Source organism: Cellulosimicrobium cellulans (assembly GCF_016921195.1).
In the GTDB taxonomy this organism is placed as follows: Bacteria; Actinomycetota; Actinomycetes; order Actinomycetales; family Cellulomonadaceae; genus Cellulosimicrobium; species Cellulosimicrobium cellulans_F.
The window spans coordinates 94,294-114,281 of the sequence record NZ_JAFGYF010000010.1 but is presented as its reverse complement, the minus strand read 5'-3'; the positions used below and the strand labels follow the sequence as shown (position 1 = coordinate 114,281).

The 19,988-nt window shown below is 75.6% G+C and carries 18 protein-coding genes; all 18 read left to right on the top strand.

All coding sequences use genetic code 11. The features are described from left to right. The first annotated feature begins 21 nt into the window (after positions 1-21). Positions 22-1,203 carry a zinc-dependent metalloprotease gene (locus JN535_RS17440; RefSeq protein ID WP_307868898.1) on the top strand — a complete coding sequence of 394 codons (1,182 nt, stop codon included), beginning with the start codon at positions 22-24 and terminating at the stop codon, positions 1,201-1,203. 4 nt (positions 1,204-1,207) lie between these two features. Further along, positions 1,208-2,338 (top strand): tRNA lysidine(34) synthetase TilS, encoded by a 1,131-nt coding sequence (gene tilS / locus JN535_RS17435; RefSeq protein WP_205207046.1) that lies wholly within the window; start codon positions 1,208-1,210, stop codon positions 2,336-2,338. A 5-nt stretch (positions 2,339-2,343) separates the two neighbouring features. Further along, positions 2,344-2,898: a hypoxanthine phosphoribosyltransferase gene (hpt, locus tag JN535_RS17430; RefSeq protein ID WP_205207040.1), complete on the top strand. Its 555-nt coding sequence runs from the start codon at positions 2,344-2,346 to the stop codon at positions 2,896-2,898. Positions 2,899-3,090: 192 nt separating this feature from the next. Beyond that, a complete protein-coding gene (gene ftsH, locus JN535_RS17425; RefSeq protein WP_205207039.1) occupies positions 3,091-5,193 on the top strand; it encodes an ATP-dependent zinc metalloprotease FtsH in 2,103 nt (700 codons plus the stop codon). After that, positions 5,193-5,846, top strand: a complete 654-nt coding sequence (gene folE / locus JN535_RS17420; RefSeq protein WP_240201362.1) for a GTP cyclohydrolase I FolE — start codon at positions 5,193-5,195, stop codon at positions 5,844-5,846. The genes ftsH and folE overlap by 1 nt, the downstream gene beginning before the upstream one ends. Before the next feature lie 64 nt (positions 5,847-5,910). Then, positions 5,911-6,798, top strand: a complete 888-nt coding sequence (gene folP, locus JN535_RS17415; RefSeq protein WP_205207093.1) for a dihydropteroate synthase — start codon at positions 5,911-5,913, stop codon at positions 6,796-6,798. Positions 6,799-6,926: 128 nt separating this feature from the next. Then, positions 6,927-9,509, top strand: a complete 2,583-nt coding sequence (gene folK / locus JN535_RS17405) for a 2-amino-4-hydroxy-6-hydroxymethyldihydropteridine diphosphokinase (RefSeq protein ID WP_307868895.1) — start codon at positions 6,927-6,929, stop codon at positions 9,507-9,509. Continuing rightward, positions 9,509-10,018, top strand: coding sequence for a DUF3180 domain-containing protein (locus JN535_RS17400; protein WP_205207036.1), 510 nt, complete (start codon positions 9,509-9,511; stop codon positions 10,016-10,018). Before folK ends, JN535_RS17400 begins: the two co-directional genes overlap by 1 nt. A 107-nt stretch (positions 10,019-10,125) precedes the next feature. Further along, complete coding sequence (locus tag JN535_RS17395) at positions 10,126-10,644, top strand: PH domain-containing protein (protein WP_205207034.1); 519 nt, start codon at positions 10,126-10,128, stop codon at positions 10,642-10,644. Then, entirely contained in the window at positions 10,641-12,254 is a 1,614-nt protein-coding gene (locus JN535_RS17390; RefSeq protein WP_205207032.1) for a PH domain-containing protein, read from the top strand. The genes JN535_RS17395 and JN535_RS17390 overlap by 4 nt, the downstream gene beginning before the upstream one ends. After that, complete coding sequence (locus JN535_RS17385) at positions 12,251-13,261, top strand: Rossmann-like and DUF2520 domain-containing protein (RefSeq protein ID WP_205207030.1); 1,011 nt, start codon at positions 12,251-12,253, stop codon at positions 13,259-13,261. The genes JN535_RS17390 and JN535_RS17385 overlap by 4 nt, the downstream gene beginning before the upstream one ends. After that, positions 13,258-14,268 (top strand): pantoate--beta-alanine ligase, encoded by a 1,011-nt coding sequence (gene panC, locus JN535_RS17380; protein WP_205207029.1) that lies wholly within the window; start codon positions 13,258-13,260, stop codon positions 14,266-14,268. The genes JN535_RS17385 and panC overlap by 4 nt, the downstream gene beginning before the upstream one ends. A 53-nt stretch (positions 14,269-14,321) precedes the next feature. Beyond that, positions 14,322-14,786, top strand: coding sequence for an aspartate 1-decarboxylase (gene panD / locus JN535_RS17375; RefSeq protein ID WP_240201382.1), 465 nt, complete (start codon positions 14,322-14,324; stop codon positions 14,784-14,786). Next, positions 14,783-16,471 (top strand): L-aspartate oxidase, encoded by a 1,689-nt coding sequence (locus tag JN535_RS17370; protein WP_205207027.1) that lies wholly within the window; start codon positions 14,783-14,785, stop codon positions 16,469-16,471. The genes panD and JN535_RS17370 overlap by 4 nt, the downstream gene beginning before the upstream one ends. A 235-nt stretch (positions 16,472-16,706) precedes the next feature. Further along, positions 16,707-17,588 carry a carboxylating nicotinate-nucleotide diphosphorylase gene (gene nadC, locus JN535_RS17365; protein WP_307868902.1) on the top strand — a complete coding sequence of 294 codons (882 nt, stop codon included), beginning with the start codon at positions 16,707-16,709 and terminating at the stop codon, positions 17,586-17,588. A 198-nt stretch (positions 17,589-17,786) separates the two neighbouring features. Then, positions 17,787-19,247, top strand: a complete 1,461-nt coding sequence (gene lysS, locus JN535_RS17360; RefSeq protein WP_205207084.1) for a lysine--tRNA ligase — start codon at positions 17,787-17,789, stop codon at positions 19,245-19,247. 29 nt (positions 19,248-19,276) lie between these two features. Continuing rightward, positions 19,277-19,456: a hypothetical protein gene (locus JN535_RS17355; protein WP_205207025.1), complete on the top strand. Its 180-nt coding sequence runs from the start codon at positions 19,277-19,279 to the stop codon at positions 19,454-19,456. 175 nt (positions 19,457-19,631) lie between these two features. Continuing rightward, complete coding sequence (locus JN535_RS17350) at positions 19,632-19,967, top strand: histone-like nucleoid-structuring protein Lsr2 (protein WP_205207082.1); 336 nt, start codon at positions 19,632-19,634, stop codon at positions 19,965-19,967. Positions 19,968-19,988: the final 21 nt, after the last annotated feature.

Sequence of the window (19,988 nt, the reverse complement as noted above, 5' to 3'; positions counted from 1 at the left end):
GGCCCGGGATACGGTGAGACGGTGACACTCGTCGAGCAGGACGGCCGATCGGGCAGCGACCCGTCACGCGGCGACACCTCGATCGTCGACTGGTCGGCCGCCGCGCAGGTCGCGGGCCGGCTCGCGCGCCCGGGCCCGCAGGCGTCGCGCGACGAGCTGGCCGACCTCGTCGAAGGGCTGCGCACCGCGGCGCAGGACGCCGTGCCGCACGTCCTGGACGTGACGCGCATGACGCCCGCCGGGGGCGGGCCGACGACCGGGCTCGGCACCGTGTACGTCGTGGACCGCGCGCGCTGGGCCCGCGCCAACACCGAGATCATGGCGTCGCTCACCGACGGCGTGGCCGACGCGCTCGTCGGCGAGCGAGGGCGCGTCCCGCAGACGACGGCGCTCGTCGGCGCCGCCCAGGTCGGGTCGGTCCTCGCGGTCCTGTCCAGCCGGGTCCTCGGCCAGTTCGACCCGTACAGCGGGCTGGGCGGCGCCGCGCCCGCGGCCGGCGTCGTGCCCGACGACGGGCCGTCGCTCGCGGCCACCGGCTCGCCCGGGCGGCTGGTGCTCGTGGCGCCGAACGTCCTGCAGGTCGAGCGCGCCCTGGACCTGAGGCCCGCCGACTTCCGCCTCTGGGTGTGCCTGCACGAGCAGACCCACGCGCTGCAGTTCGCCGCCGCGCCGTGGCTCGCCGACCACCTGCGCGCGCGCGCGAACGCCCTCCTCACCGAGCTCTCGGCGTCGTCGCGCCGGCTCGCCGAGGCGCGGCTGCGCGAGAAGCTCGCGACCGTGGGCCGCGCCGTCCTCCACGCGGTCCGCGGTGAGGGCTCGACGTTCGTCGACGGTCTCCTCACGCCCGAGGAGCAGGACCGCCTCGCCGACGTCACGGCCGTCATGGCGCTGCTGGAGGGGCACGCCGACGTGGCGATGGACGCCGTCGGGCCGCGCACCGTGCGCACGGTGCGGAGCATCCGGCGCAAGTTCGAGGCCCGGCGCGACGGCGAGGGGCGGTCCGGGTTCGACGTCGTGCTCCGTCGTGTGCTCGGCATGGACGCCAAGATCGCCCAGTACCGCGACGGCGCGGCGTTCGTGCGCGCGGTCGAGAAGGAGGTCGGGCGCGACGGGTTCAACGCCGTGTGGGCGGTGCCCGAGAACCTGCCGACCGCCCGCGAGATCGCCGACGCGCGCGCCTGGGTGCGCCGCGTCCACGGCTGAGCCCGTGGGCGGGCCGGCGCCCGTCGTCGCCGCCGCGCGCCGCGCCGTGCGTCGCACGCTCGACGACCTGCACCCGGGCGACCTCGTCCTCGTCGCGTGCTCGGGCGGCGCCGACTCGACGGCGCTCGCGGCCGCGACCGCGTTCGTGGCGCCCCGGCTCGGGCTGCGCGCGGGCGCCGTCGTCGTGGACCACGGACTCCAGGCCGGCAGCGCGGGCGTCGCGGCGGACGCCGCGGAGCGCTGCCGCGGGCTGGGGCTCGACCCGGTGGTGGTGCGCCGCGTCGTCGTGCCGGCGTCCGGCGACGGTCCGGAGGCCGACGCGCGCACGGCCCGGTATGCGGCGCTCGACGCCGCGGCGACCGAGCACGGCGCCGTCGCGGTGCTCCTGGGCCACACGCTCGACGACCAGGCGGAGACGGTGCTGCTCGGGCTCGCCCGCGGCGCGGGCGCCCGCTCGCTCGCGGGGATGCCGGCGCGACGCGGCGTCCACCGGCGCCCGTTCCTCGCGCTGCGGCGCGCGCACACCGAGGCCGTGTGCCGCACGCTCGGGCTCGCGTGGTGGGACGACCCGACCAACGACGTGCCGGGCGACGCGGCGGCGCCGCCGGACGACGCCGTGCCCCTGCGCTCGCAGGTGCGCGGCCGCGTCGTGCCCGCGCTCGTCGACGTGCTCGGGCCCGGGGCGGTGCCGGCGCTCGCGCGGACCGCGGATCTCCTGCGCGACGACGCCGACCTGCTCGACGCGCTCGCCGCGGACCTCCTCGCGACCGCCCTCGTCGCGTCCCCGGGCGCCGGCGAGGACGGCCCGGCACGCGGGCCCGCGGCATCGGGCCCCGACGACGTCGTGCTCGACGCCGAGGTGCTCGCCGCCGCGCACCCGGCCCTGCGTCGTCGGGCGCTGCGGACGGCGGCGCTGCGCGCGGGCTGCCCCCCGAGCGACCTCTTCGCCGTGCACGTCGCCGCGCTCGACGCGCTCGTGACGGCGTGGCGCGGCCAGGGGCCCGTGCACCTGCCGGGCGACCTGAGGGCCGCGCGCGCGTGTGGCAGGCTTTCCCTGGGCCGCGAGACGACGCCCCGGCGCAGGATCCCCCCGCGAACCCTCACCACCCCCACCACCCCCACACCTCAGGAGTGACCCCCGTGGAAGCATCGGACGTCGCAGGCGACCTCGAGAACATCCTGCTCACCGAGGAGCAGCTCGGTGCGCGGCTCGACGAGATCGCCGAGCAGATCGACCGCGACTACGCGGGCAAGGACCTCCTGCTCGTGGGCGTCCTCAAGGGCGCGGTCATGGTCATGGCAGACCTCGCGCGCCGCCTGCACAGCCATGTCGAGATGGACTGGATGGCGGTCTCGTCGTACGGCTCGGGCACCAAGTCGTCGGGCGTCGTGCGGATCCTCAAGGACCTCGACGCCGACCTCACGGGCCGTAACGTGCTCATCGTCGAGGACATCATCGACTCGGGGCTCACGCTCTCCTGGCTCCTGTCGAACCTGCGCTCGCGCGGACCGGCGTCGGTCGAGATCGCGGCGATGCTGCGCAAGCCCGACGCGGCGAAGACGGACGTCGACGTCCGGTACGTCGGGTTCGACATCCCCAACGAGTTCGTCGTGGGCTACGGCCTCGACTACGCGGAGAAGTACCGCAACCTGCCGTTCGTCGGGACCCTCGCGCCCCACGTGTACTCGAGCTGAACGGGAGGCGGGGCCGCCCGTCGCCGCGGTGGCGTCCCGTCTCCGGGCGCTCGTCGCGCGCGCCCAGGGGACGCGGGCCACGCCCTGGGCGAACAGAGGCGTGATCCCCAGCAGGCGTCAAGGTCCAGAGTGTAGTTTCGAGCCCGAACACTTGCGCGAGCGGAGGGATCCGGGGCGCACGCCCCGTCGCCGATGAACATCAAGAAGATTCTCAGTGGGCCGATCGTCTGGATCGTCCTGGGCCTCGTGATCCTGTGGATCGCGTTCGCGACGCTGTCGCGCCCGACGGTGCAGCGCATCGACACGTCCCAGGGCCTCGAGCTGCTCTCGGGCGACACGGTCGAGCAGGCCCTCATCGTGGACGGCGACCAGCGCGTGCGCCTCACGCTGTCCGACGACTACGTGGTCGACGAGGGCACGGACACCGAGGAGAACAAGGGCAAGAACGTCGAGTTCTACTACGTCCAGCCCCAGGGCGAGGCCGTGGTCGACGCGGTCGTCGCGGCGGAGCCGAAGGACGGGTACAACTCCGAGGTCGCGCAGCCGTCGTTCTGGTCGTCCCTGCTCGGGCTGCTCATCCCGTTCCTCATCATCGGCGTGCTGTTCTGGTTCCTGCTCTCGCGCATGCAGGGCGGCGGCTCGCGCGTCATGGGCTTCGGCAAGTCGCGCGCCAAGCTCGTCTCCAAGGACACCCCGCAGGTGACGTTCGCGGACGTCGCCGGCGCGGACGAGGCGGTCGAGGAGCTCCACGAGATCAAGGAGTTCCTCGCGGAGCCGGACAAGTTCCAGGCCGTCGGGGCCAAGATCCCCAAGGGCGTGCTGCTCTACGGCCCGCCCGGGACGGGCAAGACGCTGCTCGCGCGCGCCGTGGCCGGCGAGGCGGGCGTGCCGTTCTACTCGATCTCCGGCTCGGACTTCGTCGAGATGTTCGTCGGCGTCGGCGCGAGCCGCGTCCGCGACCTGTTCACCCAGGCCAAGGAGAACTCGCCCGCGATCATCTTCGTCGACGAGATCGACGCCGTCGGCCGCCATCGCGGCGCCGGCATGGGCGGCGGTCACGACGAGCGCGAGCAGACGCTCAACCAGCTCCTCGTCGAGATGGACGGGTTCGACGTCAAGACGAACGTCATCCTCATCGCGGCGACGAACCGCCCCGACATCCTCGACCCGGCGCTCCTGCGCCCGGGCCGCTTCGACCGCCAGGTCGCCGTGGAGGCCCCCGACCTCAAGGGCCGCGAGGCGATCCTGCGCGTGCACGCCCAGGGCAAGCCGATCGTCCCCGAGATCGACCTCGCCGCGGTCGCGCGCCGCACCCCGGGCTTCACCGGCGCGGACCTCGCGAACGTGCTCAACGAGGCCGCGCTCCTCACCGCGCGCAGCGGTGCCCAGCTCATCGACGACCGCGCGCTCGACGAGGCGATCGACCGCGTCGTGGCCGGCCCGCAGAAGCGCACGCGCGTCATGAACGTCAAGGAGCAGAAGATCACGGCGTACCACGAGGGCGGCCACGCCCTCGTCGCCGCGGCGATGCGCTACACGGACCCGGTCACCAAGGTGACGATCCTGCCGCGCGGCCGTGCGCTCGGGTACACGATGGTCATGCCGACCGAGGACAAGTACTCCACGACGCGCAACGAGCTGCTGGACCAGCTCGCGTACGCCATGGGCGGCCGTGTCGCCGAGGAGCTCGTGTTCCACGACCCGACGACGGGCGCCTCGAACGACATCGAGAAGGCGACCGCGATCGCGCGCAAGATGGTCACCGAGTACGGCATGAGCGAGCGCGTCGGCGCGATCAAGCTCGGCACGGGCTCGGGCGAGCCGTTCCTCGGTCGCGACATGGGCCACCAGCGCGACTACTCCGAGTCCGTCGCGGGCACGGTCGACCACGAGGTGCGCAAGCTCGTCGAGGCCGCTCACGACGAGGCGTGGGAGGTGCTCACGCAGTACCGCGACGTGCTCGACGCGCTCGTGCTCGAGCTCCTCGAGAAGGAGACGCTCAACCAGGCCGAGCTCGCGCGGGTCTTCGCGCCCGTCGAGAAGCGCGCCCCGCGCGACGTGTGGCTCTCGAGCGAGCAGCGCGCCGTCTCGCAGCGCGGGCCGGTCCTCACGGACGCCGAGAAGGCGGCGCAGAACGGCGCCCCGGTGATCCCGCAGGACGAGGCCGCGGCCGCGAACGACGAGCTGCCGCCCGAGCGCATCGGCGAGGTCCCCGCCGACAGCCCGCTCGACCGGGCGCTCGGCCGCGACGGCACGGTCGACGCGACCGACGTGCGCGAGCCGGGGCAGGACTGATGGGCGAGGCTCCGGGCGGGGACGCCGCACCGAGCGCGATCACGCGGGCCCGCGCGGCCGAGGACCTGCGGGCCCCGGCGGACGTGCCGCCGTACGACCAGGAGCGCGCCGAGGCCGCCGTCCGCGAGCTGCTGCTCGCGGTGGGGGAGGACCCGGACCGCGAGGGCCTGCGGGACACGCCCGCCCGCGTGGCGCGCGCGTACCGCGAGATCTTCGCGGGCCTGCGCCAGGAGGCCGCGGACGTCCTCACGACGACCTTCGACCTCGGTCACGAGGAGATGGTGCTCGTCAAGGACATCGAGGTGTACTCGACGTGCGAGCACCACCTCGTGCCGTTCCACGGCGTCGCGCACATCGGCTACATCCCCAACGTCGACGGCCGCATCACCGGCCTGTCGAAGCTCGCGCGCCTCGTCGAGGTCTTCGCGCGCCGCCCGCAGGTCCAGGAGCGGCTCACGTCGCAGGTCGCGGACGCGCTCGTGGAGCACCTCCAGCCCCGCGGCGCGATCGTCGTCGTGGAGTGCGAGCACCTGTGCATGTCGATGCGCGGCGTGCGCAAGCCGGGGTCGCGCACGGTGACGTCTGCCGTGCGCGGCCAGATGCGCGACGGCGCGACGCGGGCCGAGGCGATGAGCCTCATCCTGGGGCGCTAGTCCCGTGGACCGCGTCGTGGTCGCCGGGCTCGAGGAGCTGGCCGACGTCGGCCGCACGCTCGTCATGGGCGTCGTCAACGTCACGCCGGACTCGTTCTCCGACGGCGGCGAGTGGTACGAGCCGGACGCCGCGATCGCGCACGGGCGCGAGCTGCTGGGCGAGGGCGCGGACATCCTCGACGTGGGCGGCGAGTCGACCCGCCCCGGTGCGGGCCGCGTCCCCGTCGAGGCAGAGCTCGCGCGCGTGCTGCCGGTGATCTCCGCGCTCGCCGCGGAGGGCGCGGTCGTGAGCGTCGACACGACGCGCGCCGTCGTCGCCGAGCGTGCGGTCGAGGCGGGCGCGCGGATCGTCAACGACGTCTCGGGCGGACTCGCTGACCCGGCCATGGCCGACGTGGTCGCACGCACCGGCGTCGCGTACGTCTGCATGCACTGGCGCGGCCACGCCGACGTCATGGACGACCTCGAGGACTACGACGACGTCGTCACGGACGTGCGCGACGAGCTCGCCGTGCGCGTGGACGCGCTCCTGGCGGCCGGGGTGCGGCGCGACCAGGTCGTCCTCGACCCCGGCCTGGGCTTCTCCAAGGCCGGGTCGTCCAACTGGCCCCTGCTCGCCCGCCTCGGCGAGCTCGAGGAGCTCGGGCTGCCCGTGCTCGTCGGCGCGTCCCGCAAGCGGTTCCTGGGGCACCTGCTCGCGCGCTCCGACGGGCAGCCCGTGCCGCCCCTGCTGCGCGACGACGCGACCGCCGCGATCACGACGCTCGCCGCCGCGGCGGGCGCGTGGTGCGTGCGGGTCCACGCCGTCCGCGCGTCGGCCGACGCGGTGCGCGTCGCGGCCGCCTGGTCCCGCGCGGGCGAGGCGGCGGGGCACCGGCCGGGCAGGTCGGCCGAGGGTGCAGCCGACCGACCGAGGACCGGGAGCGACTCGACGGCGCGGGCCACGACCTAGCAGGATGGGCGACGGGCCCCGCGGCGCGGCCGGCCCGGCGCAGCACGACACACGGAACGAGACACGGTGACGAGAGGTCCGTCCGCCCGACCGGCGGGCGGCGACGAAGCACCGGACGGGAGCACGACGTGACCACAGCGTTCGCAGGAGCGGTCCTCGACGCGGACGGACGGCCGTTCGACCGGATCCGGCTCACGGGCCTGAGCGCCACGGGGCACCACGGCGTCTTCGAGCACGAGAAGGTCGAGGGCCAGCTCTTCCGCGCCGACGTCGTGCTGCACCTGGACACGCGCGCCGCGGCCAGCGGGGACGACCTCGGCCGGACCGTCAGCTATGCGGGCGTCGCCGAGGACGTGGTGGCCGTGCTCGCCGGCTCGCCGGCCGACCTCGTCGAGACGGTGGCCGAGCGCATCGCGGCGACCATCCTCACGCACGACGAGGTCGTCGCGGTGGACGTCGCGGTGCACAAGCCGCAGGCGCCGATCACGGTCCCGTTCGAGGACGTCGAGGTCGTCATCCGTCGCGACCGCGTCGTCGTGCCGGTCGTCGCGCCGCTGTCCCGCCGGTCCGAGCAGCACGGCCCGCGGGACGGGCAGCCCGTCGCGCCGATCCCCGTGGGCTCGGTCGCGCCCGCGCTCATCCACGGCGTCGGGGACGCCCCGGTCGCCGAGGAGCGGGTCGAGCTCGCCCCGGCGCCCGACGTCATGCCGCCGAGCATCCCCCCGGGCGCGACCGCGGTGCCCGTCGAGGACCCGGCGCCCGAGCCGCAGCACGAGGTCGCGGGAGGCACCGCGGACCTCGACGACGAGCGTGACGCCACGCGTGAGTCCCCGGCGGTGCCCGGACCGACCGCACCGACGTACGAGGAGCCGGCGTCCGTCGTGCCCGCCCCGGAGGCATCGTCGCCCGCGCCTGCGCCCGCACGGGAGCCGGCCTCGGCGCCGTACGACGCGTTGCTCGAGGCCTCGGCGGCGGCCGAGCCTGCCGCGCGGAGTGTCCCGGCCGCGACGCTCGCACCCGTGCCGACGCCCCCGGAGTCACCCGCGCCCGAGCAGGCGAGCCCGGCCCCCGGCACCGCACCCCTGGCCGAGCGCGAGCCGGAGCCGGTCCACGACCCGGCGCCCGCCGCTCCCGCGGAGCAGCCTCCCGCACCGTTCGCCGAGCCGGCGGACGAGGGCCACGGCGACCCGGTGGTCGAGGCGCCCGTCGCCGGCGAACCGGTCGTGGCGGCAGCGCCCGACGACGGTGCCCCGGCCGCGACGTCGGGGGAGCCTGCCGCGCCGGTCGCCGCGGAGGAGGAGATCCCCGCTCCGCCCGTCGAGCACGACCGCATGGACGACGTGCCCGCCGGCTTCGTCGACGTGGTGCTCGCGCTCGGCGCGAACCTCGGCGACGCGCAGCAGACGCTGCGCGACGCGATCACCGACCTCGACCGGATCTCCGGGCTCGAGATCACCGAGGTCTCCCCGCTCGCGCGGACGGCGGCGGTGGGCGGCCCCGACCAGCCCGACTTCCTCAACACCGTCCTGCTCGCCCGCACGCGCCTCTCGGCCCGCGACCTGCTGCACGCGTGCCAGGCCGTCGAGCACGCGCACGGCCGCGTGCGCGACGAGCGCTGGGGGCCACGGACCCTCGACGTCGACCTCATCGTGTACGGCACGCTCACGGCCGTCGCCGACGACCTGGAGCTGCCGCACCCCCGCGCCCACGAGCGGGCGTTCGTGCTCGAACCGTGGTCGCAGATCGACCCGGACGCGGTGCTCCCCGGCCTCGGCGGGGGTCCCGTCGCTGCGCTCGCCGCGACCGCACCGGACCGCGGTGGCATCCGGTGGCTCGCGCTGGACTGGCTGACCGACGCCGCGCCCGAGCCCACGGGCGCGGTCCCGCTCGCGACCGAGGGCTCGGCCGCGCCCCCGGCTCCCGCGCCGGCCGCGCCCGTGGTCGTCGACGACCCGTACCGGCAGCAGCCGGCCGACGCCGCCCCCGGACCGCACGGGGCACCGACGTCGGGGCCGGTCGGCCCGCAGGCGGTCCCGGAGGCCGTCCCGGTGCCCGCCGAGCCCCAGCACGCGCCGGTCCCGCCGCAGGCGCCCCACCAGGCGCTGCCCCAGCGGCCCCCGGTGCCGCAAGAGCCGTCGCCCGCGCAGCCCGTACCGCCGCAGGAGCCGCCCGCCCCGGGCGCGGCGCTCCCGGTCGCGCCGCCGCAGGCCGCGATCCCGCCGCAGGCGGCCCCGGCGGAGGGCCCCGTCCGGCCCGTCTTCGCCCCCGTGTCCGAGGGCGTGGCGCCCGCGCCCGAGGGGTCGTCCCCGACGGTCGTCCCGGACGGCTCGTTCCGCGCGCACGACGTGGCCGCGCTGCCGAACCTCGCACCGTTCCCCGGGCCGTCGAACCGCCCCGCGGACCTGCCGACGCCGGAGGCGCCCGCGCAGGAGTCCGTGCCGTCCACGGAGCACGTCGCCCCGGCGTTCCCGGCGTTCGCGCCCGTCCACCCCGGTGAGCCCGAGCCCGCCGCGGCGCCGCCCGCGCAGGCCCCCGCGCCTGCGCCCGCCACGGACGACGGGATCATCCGCTCGGTGCCCTTCGCCCCGGTCTCGGCTCCCGCCCCGGCGTCGGCTCCCGGACCGCTCGCGGACGCGTCGCTGCACCCGGCGCCCGACCCGTGGCCGCCGTTCGGGCCCGTGGCGGGTGCCGGGCGCGACGACGAGCGCTGATGCGGCGCACCGCGGTCCGCACCCTGCTGCTCGTGGCGGTCGCCACGGCGGTCGTGGGCTGGTTCGTCGTCCGGCTGCTCCAGGGCCGAGGGACGCTGCTGCCGGCGGTGCCGTGGGTCGTGGACGTCGCGGTGGTCGCGCTCGCCGCAGCCGTGTTCTGGGCGGGGTGGACGGTCCGCGCGTACCAGCGCGGGAAGCGGCCCTCGCTCGACCCCATCCGCGCGGCGCGCACGTTCGTGCTCGCCAAGGCCGCTTCGCTCACGGGAGCGCTGCTGGCCGGCTGGTACGGCGCGCAGGTGCTCGTCGCCCTGCCCGACCTCTCGATCGACGCCTACCGCGACCGGGCCGTGGCGGCGGGCGTCGCGGTCGCGTGCGCGGTGCTGCTCGCCGTCGTCGGGCTGGTGGCCGAGCGGTTCTGCCAGCTCCCGCCGGACGACCGCGGCGAGGGTCGCGAGGGCTCCACGACGCGCGAGGACCCGGAGGCACCCGGCGCGAGCACGCCCGCCTGACGCCGCGCGCGGCGGGACAGGTGCGCCGCCGAGCGACGGCACGTCCGTCGGGCGTGACGCGCGACACGCGCCCCGGGCGCACCGGGACGGGATGGGAGAATCGACGCATGACCGACCCTGCACGGGACATCGATCCCCGCGGCACCGGCCCGTTCGACCCGCCCGGCATCGTGTGGACGCGTGTCTCGCCCCGGCTGATCACCGCGCGCCTGCTGTCGGTGGGCATCACGCTCGCCGTGCCGGCCGTCGCCGCGGTCGTCCTCGCGATCCTCTTCCCGCACTGGTGGCAGTGGCTCGTGCTCGGTGTGCTCCTGCTCCTCGGCGTGTGGGCGCTCGTCCTCGTCCCGCGCCAGGTGCGAGCGATCGGGTACGCCGAGCGCGACGACGACCTGCTGATCCGCCACGGCATCATGTTCCGCCAGCTCGTCGTCGTGCCGTACGGCCGCATGCAGTACGTCGACGTGCAGGCCGGGCCGCTCGCCCGCAAGCTCGGCATCGCGCAGGTGCAGCTCCACACGGCGTCGGCGTCCACCGACGCGACGATCGACGGCCTCGAGCCCGCCGAGGCGGAGCGCCTGCGCGACCGCCTCGCGTCGCGCGGCGAGGCGAGGCTGGCGGGCCTGTGAGCGAAGCACCGGCCACCGACGACCTCGTGTGGCACCGGGTGCACCCGGTCACGCCGCTCGTGCGCGGCTGGACCGTCATCGCGGTGCTGCTCGTCGTCGTCGGGCAGCAGACGCTCAACGGGCTGCCCGAGGGGCAGAACCTCCTCGAGGGCGACCGCTGGTGGATGATCCTGCTCGGCATCCTCGTGGTGGGGCTCGTGGGGCTGGGGTACTCGGCGCTCGCGTGGCGCATGACGAGCTACGCGGTCGACGACGAGTCCGTCCACCTGCGCACGGGCGTGCTGTTCCGGCAGCAGCGCAAGGCACGGCTGGACCGGCTCCAGGCGGTCGACGTCGTGCAGCCCCTCCTCGCGCGGTTCTTCGGCCTCGCGGAGCTCAAGCTCGAGGTCGCCGGGGGCGCGGACTCGGGCGTGAAGCTCGGCTTCCTCAAGGAGGCCGAGGCCAACCGGCTGCGCAACGACCTCCTCGCGCGCGCCGCGGGCCTGCGGGTCGCGCGCGAGCGCCCGGCCGGCGTCCCGACGGCCGAGGGCGCGAGCGGCGTCGTCCGGGCGACGCCCGACGGCACGGCGGGCGTGGCCCCGGACGTCGCGCCCGGGACGGCGGCCGAGGGGCTCCTGGTCGCCCCGGAGGCCCCCGAGCAGCCGGTCACGGCGGTGGCCCCGGGACGGCTCGTCGCGTCGCTCCTCCGGTCGGGCGCGACGGTCGGCCTCGTCCTGGGCGTCCTGGGGATCGCCGGCGTCGTCATCGGCACGCGCGAGATCGGCGTGCTGTTCAGCGCGCTGCCCGCGGTCCTCGGCTTCGGCGGCTTCCTCTTCTCGCGGTTCACGGGCGAGTTCGGCTTCCGCTCGGCGATCTCGCCGGACGGCATCCGCCTGCGGCACGGGCTCCTGGAGACCCGCTCGCAGACCATCCCGCCCGGCCGCGTCCAGGCCGTGCGGCTGCGTCAGGGTCCGTTCTGGCGCGGACCGGACTGGTGGCGCGTCGACGTCAACGTCGCGGGCTACGGCATGAGCACCGACGGATCGGCCACGACGAGCGTGCTCCTGCCCGTCGGGACGCGCGACGAGGCGCTCGCCGCGCTGTGGCTCGTGCTGCCCGACCTGGGCACGTCCGACCCGCGCGCCCTCCTCGACGAGGGCCTGTCCGGCCTCGACGCCGGCGAGCACTTCACGGTGACCCCTCGGCGCGCGCGCCTGCTCGACCCCGTGTCGTGGCGGCGCAACGGCTTCACGGTGACCGAACGCGCGCTCGTGCTGCGCGGCGGGCGGGTGTTCCGCAGCCTCGTCGTCGTGCCGCACGAGCGCACGCAGTCGCTCGGGCTCGAGCAGGGCCCGCTCCAGCGCCGGTTCGACGTCGCGACGTTCGCGGTGCACTCGACGCCCGGCCCGGTCTCGCCGAAGGTCTGGCACCTCGACTCGGGCGACGCCGCGCGCCTCCTCGACACCCAGGCCGCGCGCGCCCGCGAGGCCCGCGCGCACGCGGGTCCGGAGCTGTGGATGCGCCGCGACGACGTCCCCCTGGCGACCGCGTCCGCAGCCGCCGCCGAGCCCCGGCCCGCTCCCGGGGCGGGACCCGACGGCCCTCCGGCCGCCGACGGGGAGCGGCAGTGAGCGCGGCGGTCGCTCGGCCCGGACGCCTCGGCGTCGGCGTCGTCGGGGCGGGCCGCGTCGGGGCGGTCCTCGGGAGCGCGCTGCGCGCCACCGGGCACGCCGTCGTCGGCGCGAGCGGCGTGTCCGACGCGTCGCGCGAGCGCATCGAGACCCTCCTGCCCGGCGTACCGGTGCTCGAGGTCCCGCAGGTCGTGGAGCGCGCGGAGCTCGTGCTCCTCGCCGTGCCCGACGACGCGCTGGGCGACCTCGTCCGCGGCCTCGCCGACGTCGGGGCCTGGCAGCCGGGGCAGATCGTCGTGCACACGTCCGGCCGCTACGGGACCGCCGTGCTCGACCCGGCCCGCGCCGCGGGCGCGATCCCGCTCGCGCTGCACCCGGCCATGACGTTCACCGGCACGTCGCTCGACCTCGCGCGGCTCGAGGGCACGACGTTCGCCGTCACGGCACCGGGGCCGGTCCTGCCGATCGGGCAGGCCCTCGTGGTCGAGCTCGGCGGGGAGCCCGTCGTCGTGGCGGAGGAGTCCCGCGGGCTGTACCACGCGGCGCTCGCGCACGGCGCGAACCACCTCGTCGTGCTCGTCGCCCAGGCCGCGCAGGCGCTCGAGGCCGCGGGCGTCGACCAGCCGGGCCGGGCGCTCGCCCCGCTGCTCGCCGCCGCGCTCGACGGCGCGACCCGCGGCGCGGACGCCGGCGCCGAGTCGGGGACGGGGGCGGGCGCGGGCGCGCTCCTGGGCCTCACCGGCCCCGTGGTGCGCGGCGACGTCGGCACGGTGCGGGAGCACCTGGACGCCCTGGACGCGCTCGCGGCGACGAGCGACGCGTCCGACGTGCCGCCGTCGTACCGTGCGCTCGGCCGCGCGGCGACCCACCGGGCGCTCGCGGGCGGGCGTCTCGACGAGCGGACCGCCCGCACGCTCCTCGACGCCCTCGGCGAGGCGCCCGACGCGGGGCCCGGCGCCGCGCCGCACGACGACCCGCACGACCCGCAGGACGAAGGAACCGCATGACCAGCACCCCCGCCCCCGACGTCCCGCCCACGTCCCGGCCGGGCACCCCGCGCGTCGTGACGACGCGCGCCGACCTCCGTGCCGCGCTCGACGGCTGGGCCGCAGCCCACCCGGGGCTGCGCCGTGCCGTCGTCATGACGATGGGCGCGCTGCACGCCGGGCACCTCGAGCTCGTGCGCCGCGCGCGGGCCGAGGTCGGCCCGGACGGGCAGGTCGTCGTCACCGACTTCGTCAACCCGCTCCAGTTCGGCCCCGGCGAGGACTTCGAGCGCTACCCGCGCGACGTCGCCGCCGACGTCGCGCTGCTCGCCGCCGCGGGCGACGACGTCGCGGTGGACGTCGTCTTCGCACCCGCGGTCGAGGAGCTGTACCCGGACCTCGGGCCCTCGGCAGGAGGCGCCGGCCCGATCGTCCGGGTCACCTCGGGCCGGATCGGCACCGTGCTGGAGGGCGCGTCGCGGCCCGGTCACTTCGACGGCGTGCTCACCGTCGTGCTCAAGCTGCTCCACCTCGTGCGGCCCGACGTCGCGGTGTTCGGGGCCAAGGACGCGCAGCAGCTCCTCGCCGTCCGGCGCCTGGTCGCCGACCTCGACCTCGACGTGGAGATCGTCGCGGTCCCCACGGTGCGCGAGGCGGACGGGCTCGCGCGGTCGTCGCGCAACGCCTACCTGTCGCCCGCGGAGCGTGACGAGGCGCTCGCGCTGAGCCGCGCGCTGCGTGCCGGCCAGGACGCGGCGGCCGCAGGCGCCGACGCGCCGGCCGTCCTCGCCGCCGCGCGGGGAATCCTGGACACCACCGACGGTGTTGACGTCGATTACGTGGTGCTCGTCGATCCCGCTACCGTGGAGGACCTGGCGCCCGGCGCCGTCGGCCCCGGGCTCCTCCTGGTCGCGGCACGCGTGGGCACCACCCGTCTCATCGACAACGCGGCCGTCGAGATCGCGCCGCCCGCGACCCGGGCCGCCGACCCCGCCGGCCGCGCCCCCGCACCTGGAGGTACCGCGTGACCGCGCAGACCCCGTCGAGCCCGCAGCGCCGTCCGGCGTCCCTGCAGCGCCCCATGATGATCGGCAAGATTCACCGCGCGACGGTGACGCAGGCCGACCTGCACTACGTCGGCTCGATCACCGTGGACGCCGACCTGCTCGACGCCGCGGACCTCTACCCGGGCCAGCAGGTCGACGTCGTGGACGTCACCAACGGCGCGCGCCTGACGACGTACGTCATCCCGGGGGAGCGCGGCGCCGGCCAGGTGTGCATCAACGGCGCCGCCGCGCACCTCGTGAAGCCCGGCGACGTCGTCATCCTCATCGCCTACGGCATGCTCGACGACGCCGACGCGCGCACCTACCTGCCGAACGTCGTCTTCGTGGACGAGCAGAACCGGATCGTCGAGCTCTCGGACGAGCCCGGCCTCGTGCCCGCGGGCCACGGCCTCGAGGCGAGCGGCCTGCCGTTCGCCCCGTTCCGCAGCGGAGACGGGGGCGACACGGGTAGCGCCGCGTCCGCGGTGCGCCCCGCGTGAGCGGACGCGGCGGGTCCGGGGCTCCCGGGCTCGCCCGGACCCTCGCGGCGCCGGCGCCGGGCTGGACGACGACGGCGGACGTCGTCGTCGTCGGGTCGGGCATCGCGGGCCTCACCGCGGCGCTCGAGCTGCGCACGCGCGTGCCGCGCGTCCTGCTCGTCACCAAGGGCGAGCTGTCGTCGGGCTCGACGGTGTGGGCGCAGGGCGGCATCGCCGCGGCGCTCGACCCCGAGGACTCGCCCGAGGCGCACCTCGCGGACACGCTCGTCGCGGGCGTCGGGGTGTGCGACCCGGCCGCGGTCGAGGTGCTGGTCACCGAGGGCCCGGCGCGCGTGCGAGAGCTCGTGTCGCGCGGCGCGAACTTCGACCGGGCCGAGAACGGCGACATCGCGCTGACGCGCGAGGGCGGCCATCACGCGGACCGCATCGCGCACGCGGGCGGCGACGCGACCGGCGCCGAGATCTCGCGCGCGCTCCTCGCGCAGCTCGACGCCGTCCGTAGCGACCCGGGCATCGAGGTCATCGAGAACGCGCTCGTGCTCGACGTCCTCACCGGGCCGGGCGAGGACGGCGCGCCCCGGGCCTGCGGCGTCACGCTCCACGTGCGCGGCGAGGGCACGCGCGACGGCGTCGGCGCGGTGCTCGCGCGGGCGGTCGTGCTCGCGACCGGGGGAGTGGGGCAGGTGTTCCGCTCCTCGACCAACCCGCCGCAGGCGACGGGTGACGGCATCGCCGCGGCGCTGCGCGCGGGCGCGACGCTCGGCGACCTGGAGTTCGTCCAGTTCCACCCCACGGTCCTGTGGCTCGGGCTCGGCGCGCGTGGCCAGCTCCCGCTCATCTCCGAGGCGGTCCGCGGCGAGGGCGCGATCCTCCTCGACACCGACGGCCACCGGTTCATGCCCGCGCAGCACCCGATGGCCGAGCTCGCGCCGCGCGACGTCGTCGCGCACGCGATCGTGCGGCAGATGGCCGCGACCGGCTCGGACCACGTGCTGCTCGACGCGCGCCACCTCGGCGCCGACTTCCTGCGCTCGCGCTTCCCGACGATCACCGAGCGGCTCTCGGAGAACGGCCTCGACTGGACCGAGGAGCCGGTCCCCGTGGCGCCGGCCCAGCACTACCACTCGGGCGGCGTCGTGACGGACCTGCACGGGCGCTCGACCGTCGACGGGCTGTACGCCGTCGGCGAGGTCGCGTGCACGGGGGTCCACGGCGCCAACCGGCTCGCGTCCAACTCGCTGCTCGAGGGCCTCGTGTTCGCGCACCGCGCGGCGCGCCAGATCACCGACCGGGTCGCGGTGGGAGAGCTCGAGCAGGTCGAGCCCGTCGGACGTCCCGGGCCGTCGGCCCTCGTGGCGGCCGCGGCGCGCTCGCGGATCCAGTCGATCGCCTCGACCGGCCCCGGCGTGATCCGCGACGGCGACGGTCTCGCCGCAGCGGCGGCCCGCCTCGCCGCGGTCCGCACCGACGCGCACGAGGCGAGCGACGTCGTCGCGCAGCCGCAGGCCGCGGAGTGGGAGACGACGAACGTGCACCAGGTCGCGACCGCGCTCACCGCCGCGGCGACGCTGCGCACGGAGAGCCGCGGCGGCCACTTCCGCACCGACTTCCCGGCCACAGACCCGGCGTGGGAGCGCCGCGTGCTCGTGTCGCTCGACGCGGACGGGACGCTGCTCGTCCGCTGAGGAACCAGCGCTCCCGCCGAACCCGGGGTTGTCGTCCGCATCCGGCGCGAACCCGTCGACAAGCCCGGGCTCGACGGGGCACGAACCACCGCCGGGCGTGGAGCCTCGGTTCGCGGACGAGCGGATACGGTGGGGGACCGTGAGCAGCCCTTCCGAGCCCGTGCCCGCCCCTCCGTCCGACGGCGGAGCGCCGCCCGTCCCGTCGCGCGTCGAGCCCGGGCTCGACCCGGCGTGGATCGCCGAGACCGTCGCGCGGGCGCTCGACGAGGACCTGGGCGTCGCGCCGGGGCGGGACGTCACGACGCAGGCGACCGTGCCGCCGTCGGCCACCGGGACCGCGCACCTCGTGGCACGCGCGGACGGGGTCGTGGCGGGGCTCGTCGTCGTCGAGGAGGTGACGCGTCAGGTCGCCGAGCGGTTCGGTCTCCCGCCCGTCGAGGTGACGTTCGTCGCGTCCGACGGCGCGGCCGTGGGTCGCGGCCGCGTCCTCGCCGCGCTCACGGGCCCGGTCCAGGTGCTCCTCGCGGCCGAGCGCACGCTGCTCAACCTCGCGAGCCGTGCGTCCGGCGTCGCGACGGCGACGCGCGCGTGGGCGCGCGAGCTCGCCGGCACCGGCGCGCAGGTGCTCGACACCCGCAAGACGACGCCCGGCCTGCGCGCCCTGGAGAAGTACGCGGTGCGCGCCGGCGGAGGCACGAACAAGCGCATGGGCCTCTACGACGTCGCGATGGTCAAGGACAACCACGTCGTCGCCGCCGGGTCGGTGAGCGCCGCGATCGACACGATCCGCCGGACGTTCCCCGACGTGCTGGTCCAGGTGGAGGCGGACACCACCGCGCAGGCGCTCGAGGCCGTCTCGGCGGGCGCGGACTTCCTCCTGCTCGACAACATGCCGACGCCGGTGCTCGCCGAGACGGTCGCGGCCGTCCGGGCGCGCGAGGGGAAGGACGGCGTCCCGGCGAAGGTCGAGCTCGAGGCCACGGGGAACCTCACGCTGGACCGCGCGCGCGAGGTCGCCGGGACCGGTGTCGACTACCTGTCCGTCGGCGCGCTGACCCACTCCGCCCCGATCCTCGACCTCGCCCTCGACCTCCTGCCTCCCCTCCCGCCGAGGTAGAGCTCTGGTAGCGCGAGGTAGAGCTCTGGTAGCGCGAGGTAGAGCCCTGGTCATGACCACGCCTCTACCTCGCTGGACCAGGCCTCTACCTCGGCGATGCACGAGCGTCGGTAGAATCCTCGGGTGACCTCCCCTGCCGGTACCCCCTCTCCTGACGCGCGCGAGCCCGAGGACCACGTCGACGACGTGCCCGAGCAGATGCAGGTCCGCCGCGAGAAGCGCGAGCGGATCCTCGCCCGCGGTGACGAGCCCTACCCCGTCTCCGTCCCGCGCACGACGACGATCGCCGACGTCCGCTCCGCCTACGCGCACCTGGAGACGGGCGAGGAGACCCAGGACGAGGTCGGCGTCGCCGGCCGCGTCGTCTTCCTGCGCAACACCGGCAAGCTGTGCTTCGCCACGCTGCAGGACGGCGAGGGCAACCGCCTGCAGGTCATGCTGAGCCAGGCGGTCGTGGGGGAGGAGTCGCTCGCGTCGTTCAAGGCGGACGTCGACCTGGGGGACCACCTCTTCGCGCACGGCCGCGTCATCAGCTCGCGCCGCGGCGAGCTGAGCGTGTTCGCCGACGCGTGGCAGATCGCCGCGAAGGCGCTGCGCCCGCTCCCGGTGCTCCACAAGGAGCTCTCGGAGGAGGCGCGCGTGCGCCAGCGCTACGTCGACCTCATCGCGCGCCCGGCCGCACGCGACACGGTGCGCCTGCGCGCCGCCGTCGTGCGCTCGATCCGCGAGAACTTCTGGGAGCGCGGTTTCGTCGAGGTCGAGACGCCGATGCTGCAGACGCGTCCGGAAGGCGCGGCGGCGCGCCAGTTCGAGACGCACATGAATGCGTTCGACATCGACCTGTTCCTGCGCATCGCGCCCGAGCTGTTCCTCAAGCGCGCGGCGGTCGGCGGCGTCGAGAAGGTGTTCGAGATCAATCGCAACTTCCGCAACGAGGGCGTGGACTCCACGCACTCGCCGGAATTCGCGATGCTCGAGGCGTACGAGGCCTACGGCGACTACGACACCATGGCCGTGCTCACCCAGAACCTCGTGCAGCGCGCCGCGCAGGACGCGCTCGGCACGACCCTCGTCACGCTCGCCGACGGGACGGAATACGACCTCGGCGGCGAATGGACGCAACTGAAGATGTACGACTCGCTCTCGGACGCGCTGGGCGATGCCGTCACGCCCGAGACGTCGGTCGAGACGCTGCTGACGTACGCGGACAAGTTCGAGCTCACCTTCGACCCGAAGAACGTCAACCACGGCAAGCTCGTCGAGGGACTGTGGGAGCACCTGGTGGGCGACCACCTCGTCGCGCCGACGTTCGTGCGCGACTTCCCCGTGGAGACCTCCCCGCTCACGCGCGACCACCGCACGGTGCGCGGCCAGGTCGAGAAGTGGGACCTCTACGTGCGCGGCGTCGAGCTCGCGACCGCCTACTCCGAGCTCGTGGACCCGGTGGTCCAGCGCCAGCGCTTCGAGGCGCAGGCGCTGCTCGCAGCCGCCGGCGACGAGGAGGCCATGCGCATCGACGAGGACTTCCTCACCGCGATGGAGTACGCGATGCCCCCGTCGGGCGGTATGGGCCTCGGGATCGACCGCCTGCTCATGGCGCTCACCGGCCTCGGCATCCGCGAGACCATCCTCTTCCCGCTCGTGAAGCCCGCGCAGTAGTAGCGCGCGAGAGACCTAGGATCGACAGCATGGACATCTGGCCCACCGTCGCGGCACTGATCCCCTCGATCGGCGTCGGCGTGCTCTTCTACGTCGCGATGCGTGCGATCGTGCGGGCCGACCGCAACGAGCGCGCCGCGCTCGCGCGCCTCGACGCGGAACAGGAATCGGGCGCCCACGGGAATGCCGCGTCCCCGCGCGACTCCTGAACCTCGCCCGCTGCCGCGCGCAAAGAGCAGCGAAATGATGTACCCGGCGTCCAGGAATGATGGGCGCGGCCCCGGACGACGCGCGCCCGACAACGGCGTGCCCAATTGACCGTCCCGACTTTTCGATGGCATCCTGACGAGGACAATCATTCCTGTGAAGCGTGAGGTAACCACAGTGGCCCAGAAAGTCCAGGTAATTCTCGTCGACGACCTCGACGGGGGCGCTGCCGACGAGACCGTCACGTTCGCGCTCGACGGCGTCTCCTACGAGATCGACCTCAGCACCAAGAATGCGCAGGAGCTGCGCGACGCCTTCGCGTCCTGGGTCGGCAACGCGCGCAAGGTCTCGTCGCGCACGAGCACGGCCCGTCCCGCACGCCGCAGCAGCCGCTCCTCGGGCTCCGCCCGCGCGACCGAGGTCCGCGAGTGGGCGCGCGCCAACGGCTACACGGTGAACGATCGCGGCCGCATCTCCCAGGAGATCCAGACGGCGTACGACGCCGCGCACTGACGCGACGCCGCACGAGCACCG